At 71.9% G+C, this 17136-nt stretch carries 14 protein-coding genes and 1 pseudogene; 9 read left to right on the plus strand and 6 right to left on the minus strand.

What is annotated here, in order from left to right; all coding sequences use genetic code 11:
* Nucleotides 1–591 (minus strand): annotated as a pseudogene (locus ACFQE5_RS09550) (response regulator receiver protein); the annotation flags it as partial.
* Nucleotides 592–945: 354 nt separating this feature from the next.
* Here ACFQE5_RS09550 and ACFQE5_RS09555 point away from each other — a divergent pair.
* From ACFQE5_RS09555 to ACFQE5_RS09585, 7 genes are all read left to right on the plus strand, one after another.
* Nucleotides 946–1293: a helix-turn-helix domain-containing protein gene (locus ACFQE5_RS09555; RefSeq protein WP_379584485.1), complete on the plus strand. Its 348-nt coding sequence runs from the start codon at nt 946–948 to the stop codon at nt 1291–1293.
* Nucleotides 1294–1619: 326 nt separating this feature from the next.
* Nucleotides 1620–1703 (plus strand): K(+)-transporting ATPase subunit F, encoded by an 84-nt coding sequence (gene kdpF, locus ACFQE5_RS09560; RefSeq protein ID WP_379584503.1) that lies wholly within the window; start codon nt 1620–1622, stop codon nt 1701–1703.
* Complete coding sequence (gene kdpA, locus ACFQE5_RS09565) at nt 1703–3364, plus strand: potassium-transporting ATPase subunit KdpA (RefSeq protein ID WP_379584486.1); 1662 nt, start codon at nt 1703–1705, stop codon at nt 3362–3364. The genes kdpF and kdpA overlap by 1 nt, the downstream gene beginning before the upstream one ends.
* Nucleotides 3365–3375: 11 nt before the next feature.
* Nucleotides 3376–5451, plus strand: coding sequence for a potassium-transporting ATPase subunit KdpB (kdpB, locus tag ACFQE5_RS09570; RefSeq protein WP_379584504.1), 2076 nt, complete (start codon nt 3376–3378; stop codon nt 5449–5451).
* Between the two features lie 3 nt (nt 5452–5454).
* Nucleotides 5455–6090, plus strand: coding sequence for a potassium-transporting ATPase subunit C (locus ACFQE5_RS09575; protein ID WP_379584487.1), 636 nt, complete (start codon nt 5455–5457; stop codon nt 6088–6090).
* 3 nt (nt 6091–6093) lie between these two features.
* Nucleotides 6094–8613: a DUF4118 domain-containing protein gene (locus tag ACFQE5_RS09580; protein ID WP_379584488.1), complete on the plus strand. Its 2520-nt coding sequence runs from the start codon at nt 6094–6096 to the stop codon at nt 8611–8613.
* The gene (locus ACFQE5_RS09585) at nt 8610–9308 is read left to right on the plus strand and encodes a response regulator (RefSeq protein WP_379584489.1); all 699 of its coding nucleotides are present in this window, start codon (nt 8610–8612) and stop codon (nt 9306–9308) included. The genes ACFQE5_RS09580 and ACFQE5_RS09585 overlap by 4 nt, the downstream gene beginning before the upstream one ends.
* 249 nt (nt 9309–9557) lie before the next feature.
* Here ACFQE5_RS09585 and arsB read toward each other — a convergent pair whose 3' ends face one another.
* The gene (gene arsB / locus ACFQE5_RS09590) at nt 9558–10637 is read right to left on the minus strand and encodes an ACR3 family arsenite efflux transporter (RefSeq protein WP_379584490.1); all 1080 of its coding nucleotides are present in this window, start codon (nt 10635–10637) and stop codon (nt 9558–9560) included.
* A 470-nt stretch (nt 10638–11107) separates the two neighbouring features.
* Here arsB and ACFQE5_RS09595 point away from each other — a divergent pair, with 470 nt between their 5' ends.
* Nucleotides 11108–12298, plus strand: a complete 1191-nt coding sequence (locus ACFQE5_RS09595; protein ID WP_379584491.1) for a tyrosine-type recombinase/integrase — start codon at nt 11108–11110, stop codon at nt 12296–12298.
* On the opposite strand, the gene ACFQE5_RS09600 is transcribed toward ACFQE5_RS09595, so the two are convergent.
* A complete protein-coding gene (locus ACFQE5_RS09600) occupies nt 12295–13149 on the minus strand; it encodes an MBL fold metallo-hydrolase (protein ID WP_379584492.1) in 855 nt (284 codons plus the stop codon). The genes ACFQE5_RS09595 and ACFQE5_RS09600 overlap by 4 nt on opposite strands.
* Before the next feature lie 137 nt (nt 13150–13286).
* Between ACFQE5_RS09600 and ACFQE5_RS09605 the strand changes: the two genes are divergently transcribed.
* Nucleotides 13287–14429, plus strand: coding sequence for a LuxR C-terminal-related transcriptional regulator (locus ACFQE5_RS09605; protein ID WP_379584493.1), 1143 nt, complete (start codon nt 13287–13289; stop codon nt 14427–14429).
* Nucleotides 14430–14444: 15 nt separating this feature from the next.
* On the opposite strand, the gene ACFQE5_RS09610 is transcribed toward ACFQE5_RS09605, so the two are convergent.
* Genes ACFQE5_RS09610 through fabG form a run of 3 tightly spaced genes read right to left on the minus strand, consistent with a single transcriptional unit; the run spans nt 14445 to nt 17021 of the window.
* A complete protein-coding gene (locus tag ACFQE5_RS09610) occupies nt 14445–15488 on the minus strand; it encodes a ferrochelatase (RefSeq protein WP_379584494.1) in 1044 nt (347 codons plus the stop codon).
* Between the two features lie 3 nt (nt 15489–15491).
* A complete protein-coding gene (gene fabI / locus ACFQE5_RS09615; RefSeq protein ID WP_379584495.1) occupies nt 15492–16268 on the minus strand; it encodes an enoyl-ACP reductase FabI in 777 nt (258 codons plus the stop codon).
* A gap of 42 nt (nt 16269–16310) precedes the next feature.
* Nucleotides 16311–17021, minus strand: a complete 711-nt coding sequence (gene fabG / locus ACFQE5_RS09620) for a 3-oxoacyl-ACP reductase FabG (protein ID WP_379584496.1) — start codon at nt 17019–17021, stop codon at nt 16311–16313.
* Nucleotides 17022–17136: the final 115 nt, after the last annotated feature.

The raw sequence follows: 17136 nt of genomic DNA on the forward strand, positions 1-17136 counted from the left end.
CTGCTCGGCCGCGGCGGCGCGGTGCTCGGCCGCCCGTCGTGCGCCCACCGCCTCCTCGGCCGCCTGCTTCGCGGCGCCGAGCGCCTCGGTCGCCTCGAGGGCCTGCCGCGCCGCGGCCGACGCGCGCTGAACGGCCTCGGTGCGCTCCTGCGCGGCCCGCTCCGCCGCCTCCGCGCTCTGCCTGGCCTGCCGCTGCGCCTCCGCACGCGCCTCCTCGGCCGCGACCCGGGCCCGGTCGGCGTCGGCGACCCGGCGGTTCGCCGCCTCGACCGCGGCCACGGCATCGCGCTGGACCTCGTCGAGCCGGGTGGATACCGCGGCGAGCGCGTCGCCGAGCGCCTGTACCGGCCCGCGGACGGCCTCGACGTGCTCGCGCAGCCGGTCGGCGTCGAGCTGGAACGTGCTGGTCCCGGCGTCCAGGCCCAGCGCGCCCAGCGCCTCCCGTTCGGCGCGGGCCATCTGGGCACAGGTACGCCCACCGGGCCAGCGGGTGTCGCGGCAGAAGGACCGTCGGCGCCCCCCTTGGGGGCCGGGCGGGGGCAACTCGGCGCGGCAGCGGCTGTATCCGCAGCGTGCGGGCTCATCGATCACGACAGAACCCTACCAGTTCCCTTGTTCAAAACTATATTGATCAGATTCAGTTACGTTTTGGAAACTACACAACCAACGAAAGTCCTGTTTCGTTGGTTTCCTGGGCGGGTGGGACGTTCGGAGGGCCGGACGGAGAAGGAGGCCCGAGCCCACCCCTTCCACACGGATCGGGGAGCCGTCACGGGCCACCACGCACGGCCGGTGCCCCTTCGCCGTCCGCGTCGGGACGAGAGACCTCGTGCACCCGGCGCAGTAAACTTCCACTGCCCAGTGCCACCTGCTGTCGGCCCGGACCGACCCCGCCGGCACGACCACAGAACAGACAGAACGAGCACAGAGAGGCGCGGCGCGAGCGTGAGCGTGAACCGGCTCGACGACGAGGACTACCCGTCCGTGACGATGGGGCGGGCCGCGGAGCTGCTCGGTGTGCAACCCGCGTTCCTGCGCAGCCTCGACGCGGCCGGCGTCCTGCGCCCGCACCGGTCCCGCGGTGGGCATCGGCTGTACTCCCGGCGGCAGCTCGCGTTGGCCACCCGGATGCGTGCCCTGCTCGATGAGGGCCTGTCGGTGGATGCGGCGCGGCGCATCGTCGGCCTGCAGGACGACCTCGACTCCGCGCGCGCACGGATCAGCGAGCTCGAGGACGAGCTCGACACCAGCCGGAACGGCCACGACCACGGCGAGGTCCGGGACGGCGGATGAACCGGTGGTCCGGCGATTCGCCGACGCCTTCGTCGACGAACGCCCGCTCCGGGAGACGAACCTGCCCTCACCCGCGCGCAACCCGGAACCCGTCCCGTCGCGGTGGACCGCCCGTCGCGTGGGGATGACGCACGGCACAAGGTCGTTAGGAATCCGTCAGGACCAGTGGCCGGGGACCGCGGCCGGTCGCATGCTGGCGGCCGCGCGGGCACCCGGCCCGCGCCGAGGAGGGTTCCTGACATGGCCGACCTGGCCTATGTGTTGCTCCTGATCGGTGGGTTCGCTCTGCTGACCCTGATGCTGCGGGGGTTGCAGCGGCTGTGAACGTGCCGAATCTGATCGGTGGGCTGCTGGCGCTCGCGCTGATCGTCTACCTATTCTGCTCCCTCCTCAGGCCGGAGCGGTTCTGATGTCCCCGACCCTGGCCGGCCTGATCCAGGTCGGCGCGCTGTTCCTGGTGCTCGCCGCGGCCTACGTGCCGTTCGGCAACTACCTCGCCCACGTCTACACGGGCGAACAGCACTGGCGGGTGGAACGGGCCCTGTACCGGCTGGTCCGGATCGACCCGGACGCCGAGCAGCGCTGGACGACCTATGCCGCCGGTGTGCTCGGCTTCTCCTTCGTCTCGTTCCTGCTGCTGTACCTGCTGCAACGACTGCAGCCGCTGCTCCCGTTCGACTTCGGACGGGCCGCGGTGGAGCCGTCGGTGGCGTTCAGCACGGCGATCTCGTTCCTCACCAACACCAACTGGCAGTCCTACGTCCCGGAGACGACCCTCGGGCACAGCGTGCAGATGGCCGGACTGACCGTGCAGAACTTCGTCTCCGCCGCGGTCGGCATGGCCGTCGCGGTGGCGCTGGTCCGCGGGTTCGCCCGTGCGTCGAGCGACCGGATCGGCAACTTCTGGGTCGACCTGGTGCGCGGCGTGGTCCGGGTGCTGGTGCCGATCTCGTTCCTCGCCGCGGTCCTGCTGGTCGGACTCGGCGCGGTGATGTCGCTGCGCGCCGGCGTGGACGTCATCGGCGTCGACGGGCAGCAGCACACGATGGCCCTGGCACCGGCGGCGTCCCAGGAAGCGATCAAGATGCTGGGCACCAACGGGGGCGGGATCTTCAACGCCAACTCCGCGCACCCGTTCGAGAACCCGAACGGCGCCAGCAACTTTCTGGAGTACCTCCTGGTGCTGCTCATCCCCGTCTGCCTGACCCGGGCGTTCGGGGTCATGGTCCGCGACCCCCGGCAGGGTCACGTCCTGGCCGCCGTCATGGGGGTCATCTGGGGTGCGCTGCTCGCCGTCGCCTGGTGGGGCGAGACGCATCCGAACGGGACGGCCACGCTGGCCGCGGGTGCCGCGGTGGAGGGCAAGGAGATGCGCCTGGGCATCCCGTCCTCGGTGCTGTTCGGGATGGCCACCACCGGCACCTCGACCGGCGCGGTCGACTCGATGCACGACAGCTACACCGGCCTGGGTGGCGGGGTGCTGCTGCTGAACATGCTGCTCGGCGAGGTGACCCCGGGTGGTGTGGGCACCGGGCTCTACACCATCCTGATCCTCGCCGTGATCGCGGTGTTCCTCGCCGGGTTGATGGTGGGACGCACTCCGGAGTACCTGGGCAAGAAGCTGGGGCGTCGGGAGATCACCGTCGCCGCGCTCGCGATCCTGGCGATGCCGACGGCGGTGCTGCTGGGCACCGGTGCCGCGCTGGCGCTGCCCGGGACCGTGGGCGCGCTGGGCAACGACGGGCCGCACGGACTGTCCGAGGTGCTCTACGCCTATGCCTCGACATCCAACAACAACGGCAGCGCGTTCGCCGGACTGACCGTGACCAGCGACTTCTTCCAAGCCACTCTCGGGCTGGCGATGTTGTTCGGCCGGTTCGTCCCCGTCCTGGCCGTGCTGGCACTGGCCGGGTCGCTGGCCGCGCAGAAGCGGGTCGAACCCGGCGTCGGAAGCCTGCCCACCACCGGCCCACTGTTCGCGGTGCTGGTCGGCGGCACCGTCGCGCTCGTCGCGGCGCTCACCTTCTTCCCGGCACTGGCCCTCGGCCCGATCGCAGAGGCTCTCCTATGACCGACACCGGCATGACCGACATCCTGGTGCGCGACAGCAGTCCCGCACACCCCGAGCGGACCGGACGCGCGGTTGCCCCCGGCGCGTTCTCCCCGCGGCAGCTGTGGGGCGCGTTGCCCGGTGCACTGCGCAAGCTGGACCCGCGGGCGCAGCTGCGCAACCCCGTCATGTTCGTGGTGTGGGTCGGTTCGGTGCTGGTCACCGTGCTGGCCGTCGCCGACCCGAGCGTGTTCGCCTGGCTGATCGCGGCCTGGCTGTGGTTCACCGTGCTGTTCGCCAACCTGGCCGAGGCGGTCGCCGAGGGACGGGGCAAGGCCCAGGCCGACACCCTGCGCCGCACCCGCACCGAGACCGTCGCCCGCCGGTTGCGGGCCGACGGGTCGGAGGAACGGGTGCCCGGCACGGCCCTGCGGGTCGGCGACCGCGTCGTGGTCGAGGCGGGCGAGGTGATCCCGGGTGACGGCGACATCGTCGAGGGCATCGCCACCGTGGACGAGTCCGCGATCACCGGCGAGTCCGCTCCGGTGATCCGCGAGTCGGGCGGCGACCGGTCGTCGGTCACCGGCGGCACCACCGTGCTGTCCGACCGCATCGTCGTGCAGGTCACCACCGCCCCGGGCGAGTCGTTCGTGGACCGGATGATCGCGCTCGTCGAGGGGGCCAGCCGGCAGAAGACCCCGAACGAGATCGCGCTGACGATCCTGCTGTCGGCGTTGACGATCATCTTCCTGCTCGCCGTCGTGGCGCTACAGCCGATGGCCGGCTACTCCGGCGGACAGCGGTCGCTGATCGTGCTCACGGCGCTGCTGGTCTGCCTGATCCCCACCACCATCGGGGCACTGCTGTCGGCGATCGGCATCGCCGGTATGGACCGGCTGGTGCAACGCAACGTCCTGGCCACCTCCGGACGCGCCGTCGAGGCCGCCGGGGACGTCGACACCCTGCTGTTGGACAAGACCGGCACCATCACCTTCGGCAACCGCCAGGCCACCGAGCTGCTCCCGGCCGATGGGGTGAGCGTGACCGAGCTCGCCGCCGCGGCCCGCCTGTCCAGCCTGGCCGACCCGACCCCCGAGGGCCGCAGCATCCTCGAGCTGTGCGCGCGGGCGCACGGACTGCCCACCGAGGCCACCGCCGGGGAGGCGGCCGCGACGTTCGTCCCGTTCACCGCGCAGACCCGCATGTCCGGGCTCGACCATGACGGCCGCAAGATCCGTAAGGGCGCGGGCAGCGCCATCGCCGCCTGGGTCGGCGACGGACTGCCGCACCGGCTGGAGGAGACCGTCGACCGGATCGCCCGCGACGGCGGCACCCCACTCGTCGTCGCCGAGCGCGATGGAGCCGACACGCGCGTGCTCGGATCGATCCGACTCTCGGACGTCGTCAAGCCGGGCATGGCCGCGCGGTTCGCCGAGCTGCGCGCGATGGGTATCCGGACGGTGATGATCACCGGGGACAATCCCCTGACCGCCAGGGCGATCGCCGCCGAGTCCGGTGTGGACGACCATCTCGCCGAGGCCACCCCCGAGGCCAAGATGGACCTGATCCGCCGCGAACAGTCCGGCGGACGGCTGGTCGCCATGACCGGGGACGGCACCAACGACGCCCCGGCGCTGGCGCAGGCCGACGTCGGCGTCGCGATGAACACCGGGACGGCCGCGGCCAAGGAGGCCGGGAACATGGTCGACCTCGACTCCGACCCGACCAAGCTGATCGACATCATCGAGATCGGCAAGCAACTGCTGATCACCCGCGGCGCGCTCACCACCTTCTCGGTGGCCAACGACCTGGCCAAGTACTTCGCGATCCTGCCGGCGATGTTCGTCGCGCTCTATCCGCAGCTCGACGCGCTCAACATCATGCGGCTGGCCAGCCCGGAATCGGCGATCCTCTCGGCGGTGATCTTCAACGCGCTGATCATCGTGGCGCTGATCCCGCTGGCGCTGCGCGGCGTCCGTTACCGGCCGACCACCGCCGCGCGCCTGCTACGTCGCAACCTGCTGCTCTACGGTCTCGGCGGCGTGCTCACTCCGTTCGTCGGGATCTTCCTCATCGACCTGCTCGTCCGACTCATCCCCGGGATCTGACCCATGTTCTCGCTGCTGACCCGCCAGACCGTCGCGGCGGTGCGGGTGCTGCTCGTGCTGACCGTGCTGCTCGGCATCGGCTATCCGCTCACCGTCTGGGGGGTCTCGCACCTGCCCGGGCTGCGGGACAAGGCCGAGGGGTCGCTGCTCGCCGCCCCCGACGGCACCCCCACCGGGTCGGCCCTGATCGGGATCGACCCGGTCGCACCCGACCCCGCCGCCGACCCGTTCTTCCACACCCGCCCATCCGCCTCGGCCACCGGCCCGCTGGGCCCCGGTGATACGGCCACCTCCGCGGGCTCGAACAAGGGCGGGTTCGACATCGGCCTGCTCGACACCGTGACGCAACGGCGCGAGCTCATCGCCGCGCGCGAGGGCGTCGAGCCCGCGCGGGTGCCTGCGGACGCGGTGACCGCATCCGCGTCCGGGTTGGACCCGCACATCAGCCCCGCCTACGCGCAGCTGCAGGTTCCCCGGGTGGCCCGCGTGAACGGGCTCTCGGAGATGGCGGTGACACGCCTCGTCGTGGCGAAGACCGACGGCCGCCCCCTCGGCTTCCTCGGTGAGCCCGGGGTGAACGTCACCGAGCTCAACCTGGCGGTCGCAGCGGCGCGTGAGCCCGCCCCCAGCGGAGGATGAGGTATGGCCAAACGCGGTCAGCTGCGGATCTACCTGGGCGCGACGCCCGGGGTCGGCAAGACCTACGCGATGCTCAGCGAGGCTCATCGTCGGGCCGCTCGCGGCACCGACGTGGTCGTGGGGCTGGTCGAGACCCACGGCCGCGCCAAGGTGGCTGCCTTGCTCGAGGGCCTGGAGGTCCTCCCCCGCCGCACGGTTTCCTATCGCGGGGTCGAGCTCACCGAGCTGGACGTCGAGGCGATCCTGGAACGGGCACCGCAGGTGGTGCTGGTCGACGAGCTGGCCCACACGAACGCCCCCGGCTCACCGAACCCGAAGCGCTGGCAGGACGTCGAGCAGGTCCTCGACGCCGGGATCACCGTGCTGAGCACGCTCAACATCCAGCACCTCGAATCGCTCAACGATGTCATCGAGCGGATCACCGGTGTGCGTCAGCAGGAGACCGTCCCCGACGAAGTGGCGCGCCGCGCCGAGCAGGTCGAGCTCGTCGACATCACCCCCGAGGCGCTGCGCAGGCGGATGGCCCACGGCAACATCTACGCCCCCGAGAAGATCGACGCCGCGCTGGCCAACTACTTCCAGCCGCGCAACCTCACCGCGCTGCGTGAGATGGCGCTGCTGTGGGTGGCCGACCAGGTCGACGTCGCGCTGCAGCGGTACCGCACCGAACAGCAGACCACCGACGTGTGGGAAACCCGGGAACGTGTCGTCGTGGCCGTCACCGGCGGCCCGGAGAGCGACACGGTGCTGCGCCGGGCGGCCCGGATCGCCGAGCGCTCCGGTTCGGCCGAGCTGCTGGCCGTGCACGTGCTGCGCGGCGACGGACTCGCCGGGGTTTCCGCCGGTGCGCTGGCTCGGCTGCGACGGCTCGCCGACGACCTGGGCGCCTCCTTCCACACCGTGCTCGGTGACGACGTACCGGCCGCGCTGCTCGACTTCGCGCGTGGGGTCAACGCCACCCAGCTGGTGCTGGGCACCTCACGCCGTTCCCGAGCGGCCCGCGCCGTCGTCGAGAGCATCGGCACCCGGGTCGTGCAGGACTCCGGCCACATCGACGTGCACATGGTCACCCATCCGGAGGCGGGCCGCGGGACGCGGCTGCCGCGCCGGCTCAGCGCGGTCCCGGCCGGCCGACGGACCGCGGGCTGGGCGCTCGGGCTGGCCCTGCCGTTGACCGCGACGGGCCTGGGTGTGTTCGCCACGGGGCTGTTCGGCCTGTCCACCGACGTCGTGCTGTTCTTCCTGGCCACGGTGATCGTCGCGCTGATCGGCGGGCTCGGGCCGGCGCTGCTCGCCGCGCTCTCCGGTGGCCTGCTGCTCAACTTCTTCCTCACCCCACCGCTGCACACGCTCACCATCGCCGAACGCGAGAACGTGATCACACTGGTGGCGATGGTGCTGGTGGCGATCCTCGTCGCCCTCGTGGTCGACCGGGCCGCGCGCCAGGCACAGCAGGCCGCGGCGGCCCGCGCCGAGGCGGCACTGCTCGCGTCGTTCTCCCGCACCGTCCTCACCCGCCCCGACCCGCTGCCGCGGCTGCTGGAGAAGCTTCGCGAGACCTTCGGGTTCTCCACGGTCGCGGTGCTGCAACGCGAGGACGGGTCGTGGACGACCTCTGCCTGCGCCGGCCCCCCGGACTGCGACCGGCCCGACCAGGCGGACGTCGACGTCGCCGTCGACCCGGACGTCCACCTGGTCGGGCGGGGCCGGTCACTGCGCGCCGCGGACCGCCAGCTCCTCGAGGCGGTGGCCGGTCAGGCCCTGTTGGCGCTGCGCAACCAGCAGATCGCCGCCGAGGCCACCGAAGCCCGGCGCCGCGCCGAGGCCACCGAGCTGCGCACCGCGCTGCTCTCCGCGGTCGGTCACGACCTGCGAACCCCGCTCACGTCGATCAAGGCCGCGGCCGGCAGCCTGCGGGACCCCCAGCTGCGGCTGTCCGAGCACGATCGCGCCGAGCTCGCCGCCACCGTCGAGGAGTCCGCCGACCGGCTCACCCGGCTCGTCGCCAACCTCCTCGACTCATCGCGCCTGGCCACCGGTGCCGTCGTCGCCGATCTGCGCCCCGTGGGGTACGACGAGATCGCTGCTCAGGCGCTCGCCGGTGTCGACGAGGCCCGCCGTGTCACGCTGGACATCGACGAACGCCTGCCCGAGGTGCTCGCCGACACCGGGCTGCTGGAACGAGTCATCGCCAATCTCGTGGACAACGCGATCCGCCACGGCGCCGGCGCCCCGGTCGCGCTTCGGGCCAGCGCACTTGCCGACCGGGTCGAGCTTCGGGTGGTCGACTCCGGGCCCGGGATCCCCGCAGGCGGCGCCGACCGGCTGTTCGCCCCCTTCCAACGTCTCGGTGACCGCGACGGCAGCGGCCTCGGCCTTGGCCTGAGCGTGGCCCGCGGCTTCACCGAGGCCATGGGCGGAACCCTCACCGCGGAGGACACCCCCGGGGGCGGGCTCACGATCGTGATCAGTCTGCCCGCGTTCGCTCCCGCCGGGGTGCTGAAGCCGGGGAGCGCATCGTGACCGGCTCGCCCGCGCCGGTCACGGTGCTCGTCGTCGACGACGACGTCCAGATCCTGCGCGCACTGCGGATCAACCTCACCGCCCGCGGCTACCGCGTGTTCACCGCCGCCTGCGGCACCACCGCGCTGCGCGCCGCCGCCGACACCCACCCCGACGTCGTCGTGCTCGACCTGGGCCTGCCCGACCTCGACGGCACCCAGGTCATCGCCGGGCTGCGTGGCTGGACCACCGTCCCGATCATCGTGCTCTCCGCGCGGACCGACTCCAGCGACAAGGTCCGCGCGCTCGACCAGGGCGCCGACGACTACGTCACCAAACCCTTCGGTGTGGACGAGCTGCTCGCCCGGCTGCGCGCCGCGGTCCGCCGCGCAGCCACCACCGGCGGCGGCTCCGATCCGTGTGTCGAGACCGGTGAGCTCGCCATCGACCTTGCGGCCAAGGTCGTCCGACGCGCCGGGGTCGAGGTCCACCTCACACCCACCGAGTGGAGCATCCTCGAGCTCCTCGTCCGCCACCGCGGCCGACTGGTCACCCGCCGCCAGCTCCTCGATGAGGTGTGGGGACCGGGTGACCGCAAGGAAACCAGCTACCTGCGCGTCTATCTCGGGCAGCTTCGCCGCAAGCTCGAACCCGATCCCGCCCATCCCCGGCACCTGATCACCGAGGCCGGCATGGGATATCGGTTCCGCAGCTGAGCTCTCCCCCGGCCGGCCCGACCCGGCGCTGTAGCGGTCCGAGGGCCGCCGTACCGCCAGCCTGTTGATCATGGTGACGGCTGGTCTCCTCCTCGGGGCGGGGTCGGTTGGGGTGCGAGTTGGGTGGGATGTCTCGTCGGCCGGGGTTGATCGTTATTGACGGTCCGTCAATGTATGAATGACATTTGAGGGTCGAGCGGAGAGGGCGGACCTCGTCGACGGGTCTGCCGACGGGGCCTTCGGCCTCGGTCAGGCCGGCTCCACCGTGGAGGGTGCGAAGCGGCGGCGCAGGGCCAGGGAGACGTAGACGAGGGCGACGAGCACGGGAACTTCGATGAGCGGGCCGACGACGCCGGCGAGGGCCTGGCCGCTGGTGGCGCCGAAGGTGGCGATGGCGACGGCGATGGCGAGTTCGAAGTTGTTGCCCGCGGCCGTGAACGCCAGGGTGGTGGTGCGCTCGTAGGTCAGGCCGATGGCCCTGCCGAAGGCGTAGGACCCGGCCCACATCAGCGCGAAGTAGGCCAGCAGCGGCAGGGCGATGCGGGCGACGTCGAACGGGCGGCTGGTGATCTGCTGACCTTGCAGGGCGAACAGGACGACGATGGTGAACAGCAGCCCGTACAGCGCGACCGGGCCGATCCGGGGCAGGAACCGGGTTTCGTACCAGGTACGGCCCTTGCCGCGCTCGCCGAGGCGTCGAGACAGGTAGCCGGCGGCCAGCGGGATGCCCAGGAAGATCAGCACGCTCTTGGCGATCTGCCACCCGGACACCGCGAGGTCGGTCTGCGGCAGCCCGAGCCAGCCGGGCAGCACCGACAGGTAGAACCAGCTCAGCACCCCGAACATGATCACCTGGAACACCGAGTTGATCGCCACCAGCACGGCGGCGGCTTCCCGGTCGCCGCAGGCGAGGTCGTTCCAGATGATGACCATGGCGATGCAGCGGGCGAGCCCGACGATGATCAGGCCGGTGCGGTACTCGGGCAGGTCGGGCAGCAGCAGCCAGGCCAGGGCGAACATCAGCGCGGGCCCGATCAGCCAGTTGAGGATCAGCGAGGGCATCAGGAGCCGGCGGTCGCGGGTGACGGTGTCGAGCCGGTCGTAGCGGACCTTGGCCAGCACCGGATACATCATCACCAGCAGCCCGAGCGCGATGGGCAGCGAGATCCCGTCGACCGCCACGGCGTTGAGCGCGCCCTCCAGACCGGGAATCCAGCGTCCGGCCAGCAGGCCGGCCACCATCGCCGCGGCGATCCACACCGGCAGGAACCGGTCCAGGGTGGACAGCTTCGCGATCACACCGGCGGGAGCGGCGTCGGTGGTGGTCACGCGGTCACCACGCCGGCCTCGCCGGGAACCGGCACCGCCGACAGGCGGGCCGGCAGGAAGCAGCAGGGGTCCGTCGCCGCCAGCGGCAGTTGCTTCGACACGCCTCTATGTTGACAGATGTCTATCTAGAGAGCAATCAAAGTCCGCGTCCCGAGTTCAGCCGGCACCGAGCGGGCCAACGCCGCCGGCCAGGCGACCTCCTCACGTGCGGCTCACCGCGGCGTCGGCACCCACCCGACCCACCCGAACCGGCGAAATCCCAGCTCACCGGCATACCCGCGCAATTCTGAGTCATTCTGAGCCATTCTGAGCCATTGCCACGGCGGTCCCGGCGAGCACTCCCCCGAGTGCGGCCACCGTCGGCGACGTCGAGATCGACATATCGGGACGGTGCGTCAATGTATGAATGACAGCTGAAGGAGGAACGGACCGGCGGAGCCGGATCGGAGCCGGGACGGGAAGATCGAGCCGTGACCACCGACGCCCTGGTGCTGCTCGAAGCCGTCCGTACGCAGACCCCGGCGCTCGCCGGCGGGGACTGGCCCGGCGTCGCCGACCCCGACACCCTGCGCACGCAGCTGCTGGACTGGCTCAGCCAGTACGACAACGCCGGTACCCGGCGCACCTACGCCTACGCCCTCGGGCTGCCCGTGACCTGGGTGGACGCGATCGGCGGCACGCCGGTGACCCCACCCTCCCCCGAGACCCGCCGCCCTCCCCCGGCGCCGCCGGGTCCCCTGCACCAGCTGGCGTGGTTCCGCTGGTGCGCCCGGCAGTCGCTGGACCCGCGCGCGGCGACCTCGACTCACGTCAAGGCGTGGCTGCACGCGCTGTCGGCCGCCGGGGCGCAGCGACGCACCCGCCAGCGAATGCTCTCGACGCTCTCGGCGCTGTACGGCCACCTCGCCGAGACCGGAGTCGTCCCGGCCAACCCGGCGGCGCTGAACCGGGCGCGGCTCGGGCTCGCGAGTAGCGCGCGCGAACCCTCACCGACCGTCCGGCTGACCGCCACGCAGCTGCGCGCCCTGCTCACCGGCGCGGCGACGGTGCACTACACCGCCGACCCCCGGCTCCGGCGGCTGTATGCGCTGCGCGGCGTCGCCGTGGTGGCGCTGCTGACCCTGGGCCTGCGGATCTCCGAGCTCACCGGGCTCGACCGCGGCGACGTCTACCGCACCGGCGGCGAGGAGGTGCTGGGGGTACTGGGCAAGGGCGGCCTGCGCCGCGAGGTGTACCTGACCGAGCTGGTGCGCACCGCGCTGGAGGCCTATCTCGCCGAGCGCGACCGGCTCGGCGGCGCTGCGGTACCGGCCCGGCGGGGACGGACCGTCGCGGGCCGTTCGCCGCTCATCGCCACCCGCGACGGCGGGCGTTGCTCGCGGGTGGATCTCTACCGGCTGCTGCGTCGGATCGCCGCGGGGGCGGGGCCGGAGCTGGCCGAGGTCGCCGACCGGGTGCACCCACACGCGCTTCGGCACGCCTATGTGACGATCGCGCTGGAGCAGGACGCGCCGATCCAGCACGTCCAGGCCGACGTCGGGCACGCGACGATCGCGACGACGCAGCACTACGACCGCGGCCGGCGCACCCGCGACACCACTGCCGCCGATCTGGTCGCCGCGGCGATCGCCGCCGTCCCGCCCACCGCCGCGTCCGGCTAACCGTCGGTACCGGCGGCGACGGGTTCCTCCGCGGCGGCGGAGGCGATGATCTGCTCGAGAACCTCCTGTCCCGGCTCGATCCACGGCGGCAGGCCGGGAACGCGCCGGAGCAGTTCGAACGCCTCGTCGACCATCGCGCCGTGGATCGCCGGCCCGTGGCAGCTCGGGATCACCTCGATGCCGAGGCCCTGCACGGAGTCGAGGTGGTCGTGGAAGCTCGCATCATCGAGCCAGAGGTGCCACGGGTGGTTGAGCCGGTTCACCAACAGCACGCCCTCGCGCCACACCCCGCGATCGAGCTCGGCGGCGTCCTCGGCCGGATGCGGCACGTTGGCCCCGAACGAGTCCGCCGCCCAGTAGGTCCGGGTGCGCGTGTCGAACAGCCCGCGCGTGGTGGGGTTGTCGAAGAACGGGGGGCGGACGGCGACGAGGGTGCGGTCGCCCGCGGCGAAGCTCTCGCCGTCGCGGACCCAGCGGACCCGATCGAAGGGCATCCACATGTCGTCGCTGTCGATCCCGTAGCGCGCCATCGAGAACCACGTCGTCACCAGCGTGGCGTTCGGACAGGCGTCGATGACCTGCCGCAGGTTACCCGCGTGGTCGTGGTCGTCGTGGGTGAGAAACACCCAGCGCACGTCCGTCGGGTCGACCAGGTTCCAGGCGTCCTGCAGCCACTGCTGCCGGTTCGACGGCGCGCCGGTGTCGACGAGCACCGGCTCTGACCCGGTGATCACCATCGAGTTGACGTAGACGAGGCCGATGGGCGGCGCCTCGACCAGTTGCGGGATGACGTAGGTGTCCGGCGCGGCACGGTAGGGCTGTACCCGCAGGTCGGCCTGTGTCGTGGTCACGGTGGCCTCCTCGTGGATGAGCGGCGCGGCGCCGTCGAGGCTAGCCACACCGCCCGGCACGCCCCATCCCAGGAATCTGGGGATATCGGATCCGGTTCCCGGGCCCTACCCTCGACAGGTCCCAGGAGGCCGCCACCATGGACCGAGAACGCCGCCGCCACGCGAAACGCGAGATCGTCAGCCTGTGCCACAGCGGGCTCACGGTGGACGACCTCTACCACACGACGCTGCAGGTGTTCGGGACGCTGGTGCCCTACGACCGGGCGTGCTGGCACACGGTCGACCCGGCGACGATGTTGTTCACCACCTCGGCCCAGCGCAACCTCGGCCATGAACCCCGGCTTCCGGTCTACGAGTACGAGATCCCGGACGTCAACAAGTGGACCTACCTGAGCCGGCAGCCGTGGCCGGTGGGGGTGCTCGGCCACGCCACGCGCGGGAACCCCGACCAGAGCCCGCGCTACCGCGACCTGCTGCGGCCACGGGGCGTCGCGCACGAGATCCGCGCGTCCCTGGTGTCCGACCACCGGTGCTGGGGCTTTGTCGGCCTGTACCGCGACCGCGGACGCGACGACTTCACCGAGGACGACGCGGCGTTGCTCGCCGAGCTGGATGCCCACCTCGCCGCGGGCATCCGGCGCGCGCTGCTGCTCGGTGCGGCGTCCGCCCAGCCGCCGGGCAGCCAGGCACCCGGCGTCCTCATCCTCGGTTCGACCGGCGAGATCAGTTCGATGAACGCGGCGGCCGAGGAGCTGCTCGCGGTGCTGGCCGACGCAGGCGACGCGACCCCGCCGGAGGCGCCGCACGCCGTGCTCGCGGTGGCGTGCCAGGCCCGTCGGATGGCCTCCGGCGAGGACGCCACACCCGCCTGGTCGCGCGCCCGCACCGTGACCGGACAGTGGATCGCGCTGCACGGCACCCGGCTGGGCAACGGACCCGACGCCGCCACCGCCGTCATCATCGAACCCGCCCGACCGTTGGAACTCGCCGACCTGATCGTGCTGGCCTATGGCCTCACCCCGCGTGAACGCGAGGTCACGCGCCTGGTCATCGTGGGTCGGTCGACTGCCGACATCGCGCAGGTCCTGCACCTGTCCCCGTTCACGGTGCAGGACTATCTGAAGTCGGTGTTCGAGAAGGTGGGGGTGCGCAGCCGCCGTGAGCTCGTCGCGACCGTGTTCCGGGAGAACTACTGGCCCCGGATCCTGGCCGGCGATCGGATCGGCGGTGACGGGTTCTTCCCGGACGACCACGCGGTCGCCCGATCCGGCCCGGCCTGAGCGGACCCGTCCGGCTCAGGCGCCGCGATCGTGGCGCCGCACCGGCAGGCAGCAGTCGACCGCGCACGGTTCGCCGTTGACCGTGCAGCCCGCGCGCGGGACCCGGCCCAGCCCGCGCGGGGCGGCGCCCTCGGTGTGCTCGGCGATCAGCTCGACGACCATGTCGGCGAACCGTGGATCGGGCCCGGCCGTCGCCGCACGGGCGAAGCACATCCCCAGCTCGGCGGCCTTCTCCGCGGCCTCGGTGTCCAGGTCCCACACGACCTCGACATGATCGGACACGAAGCCGACCGGCGCGACGACGACGGCCGCAACGCCGCTGGACCGCAACGCCTCGAGGTGGTCGAGGATGTCCGGTTCCAGCCACGGCACCTGGGGCGGCCCGGACCGCGACTGCCACACCACGTCGTGGCCGGCCGCCCCGACCTGTGCGGCGACGAGCCGGGCCGCCTCGGCCACCTGGCGCGAGTAGCGATGGCCGCCCTCGGCGGGCGGGCCGGCCGCGGCGTCGGCGGCGGTCGGGATCGAATGCGCCGTGAAGACCAGCCGGGCGGTTGCCCGGACCGCGGCCGGCAGCGTCGCCCGCGCCGCCCGCACCGCGTCGGCGTTGGCCGCCACGAACTGCGGATGGTCGAAGAAGTGCCGCAGCTTCACCAGTTCGGGGGCGCCGGGCCCGGCGGCCGCGCGGGCCCGCGCGATGTCCTCGTCGTACTGTCGGCATGCCGAGTAGCCGCCGTAGGCGCTGGTCGCCAGGACCAGCGCGCGGCGCACCCCGTCGCGCGCCATCGCGGCGACGGTGTCGCAGACCATCGGATGCCAGTTGCGGTTACCGAAGTAGACCGGCAGCTCGGTGCGTTCCCGGATCGCCGCGATCAGCTCGCGGTTGCGCGCGTTGAGCGGCGAGACGCCGCCGAGGTGCCGGTAGTGCTCCTCGACGGCGTCCAGCCGCTCGGGCGGGACGCCGCGGCCCCGTACGACGTTCTCCAGGAAGGGACGCACGTCGTCCGGGTGTTCGGGGCCGCCGAACGACAGCACCAGCAGCGCGTCGACCGTGCTCACGGCTCAGACCCCGACCGCGTGGAACCCTCCGTCGGCCCACACCATCGAGCCGGTGGTCACCGGCATCCAGTCCGAGAGCAGCGCGCACACTGTCTTCGCGACCGGCACCGGGTCGTTGACGTCCCAGCCCAGCGGGGCGCGGGTGTCCCACGTGTCCTCGAAGGCCGCGAAGCCGGGGATCGACTTCGCGGCCATCGTCCGCACCGGTCCCGCGGCAACCAGGTTGACCCGGATGCCCTTGGGCCCCAGGTCACGGGCCAGGTAGCGGGTCACCGACTCCAGCGTCGACTTGGCCACGCCCATCCAGTCGTAGGCGGGCCAGGCCTGCCGGTTGTCGAAATCCATCCCCACGATCGAGGCGCCCTCGCCGAGCAGCGGCAGCAGCGCCGTCGACAGCGACTTGAACGAGTACGCGCTGACCTGGATGGTCGTCGCGACATCGGACCAGGGAGCGGCCAGAAACGCGCCCTCGCCGAGGCAGGACGCGGGTGCGAACCCGATCGAGTGCAGCACGCCGTCGAGTGCCGGGGCGTCACCGAGATGCGGCGAGATGCGCTCGACAAGGCTGTCGAGCTGGTCGGAGTCGGTGACGTCGAGCTCGACGACCGGGGCGGGCTTCGGCAGCCGCTGCGCGATCCGTTCCACCAGTCGCATCCGGCCGTAGCCGGTGAGGACGACGTCGGCTCCCTCCTGCTGGGCGAGTTTCGCGGCGTGGAACGCCAGGGAGGCGTCGGTGATCACGCCGGTGATGAGCAGCCGCTTGCCGGCAAGCAGTCCCACAGTGTTGCCTTTCGGTGAGTCGCGTCGGGTCGAAGCGCCGATCTAGTGGCCCATACCGAGGCCACCGTCGACCGGGATGACCGCGCCGGTGACGTAGCCCGCGGCGTCCGAGCCCAGCCAGGTGACCACGGCGGCGATCTCCTCCGGGCTGGCGTACCGGCCGAGCGGGATCTGGCCGAGGATCTCGGTGCGCCGGGCGTCCGGCAGCGCGCGGGTCATGTCGGTGTCGACGAAACCGGGGGCGATGACGTTGGCGGTGATGCCGCGGGAGCCGAGCTCGCGGGCGACGGAACGAGCCAATCCGACCAGCCCGGCCTTGGCCGCGGCGTAGTTGACCTGCCCGGCCGAGCCGGAGAGCCCGACGACCGAGGAGATGAAGATCATCCGGCCACCGCGCGCCTTCAGCATGCCGCGCGAGGCGCGCTTGGCGACCCGGTAGGCCGCGGTCAGGTTGGCGTCGATGACCCGGGTGAACTGGTTCTCGCTCATCCGCATGAGCAGCGTGTCGTCGTTCATGCCCGCGTTGGAGACGAGCACCTGAACCGGGCCGTGCTTCTCCTCGACCTCGGTGAACGCTCGATCGATGGCGTCGGCGTCGGTGACGTCGCACTGCACCGGCAGCAGCTCGCCCGGCAACCCGTCGGCGCTGCTGCGGTAGGTCACCGCCACCTGGTCGCCCTGGGCTGCGAACGCCGTCGCGATCGCGAGCCCGATCCCTCGGTTTCCTCCGGTCACCAGCACGCTGCGTCCCACGTCCGTCAACCTAGTCCACCCCCTTCCCTCCCCCGCGAGTCGCGGTATTTCCGAGCGCGAGTCGGGGTATTTCCGAGCGCGAGTCGCAGCGACTCGGTCACGGAAATACCCCGAC

The organism is Pseudonocardia hispaniensis (assembly GCF_042658695.1).
Lineage (GTDB): Bacteria > Actinomycetota > Actinomycetes > Mycobacteriales > Pseudonocardiaceae > Pseudonocardia > Pseudonocardia hispaniensis.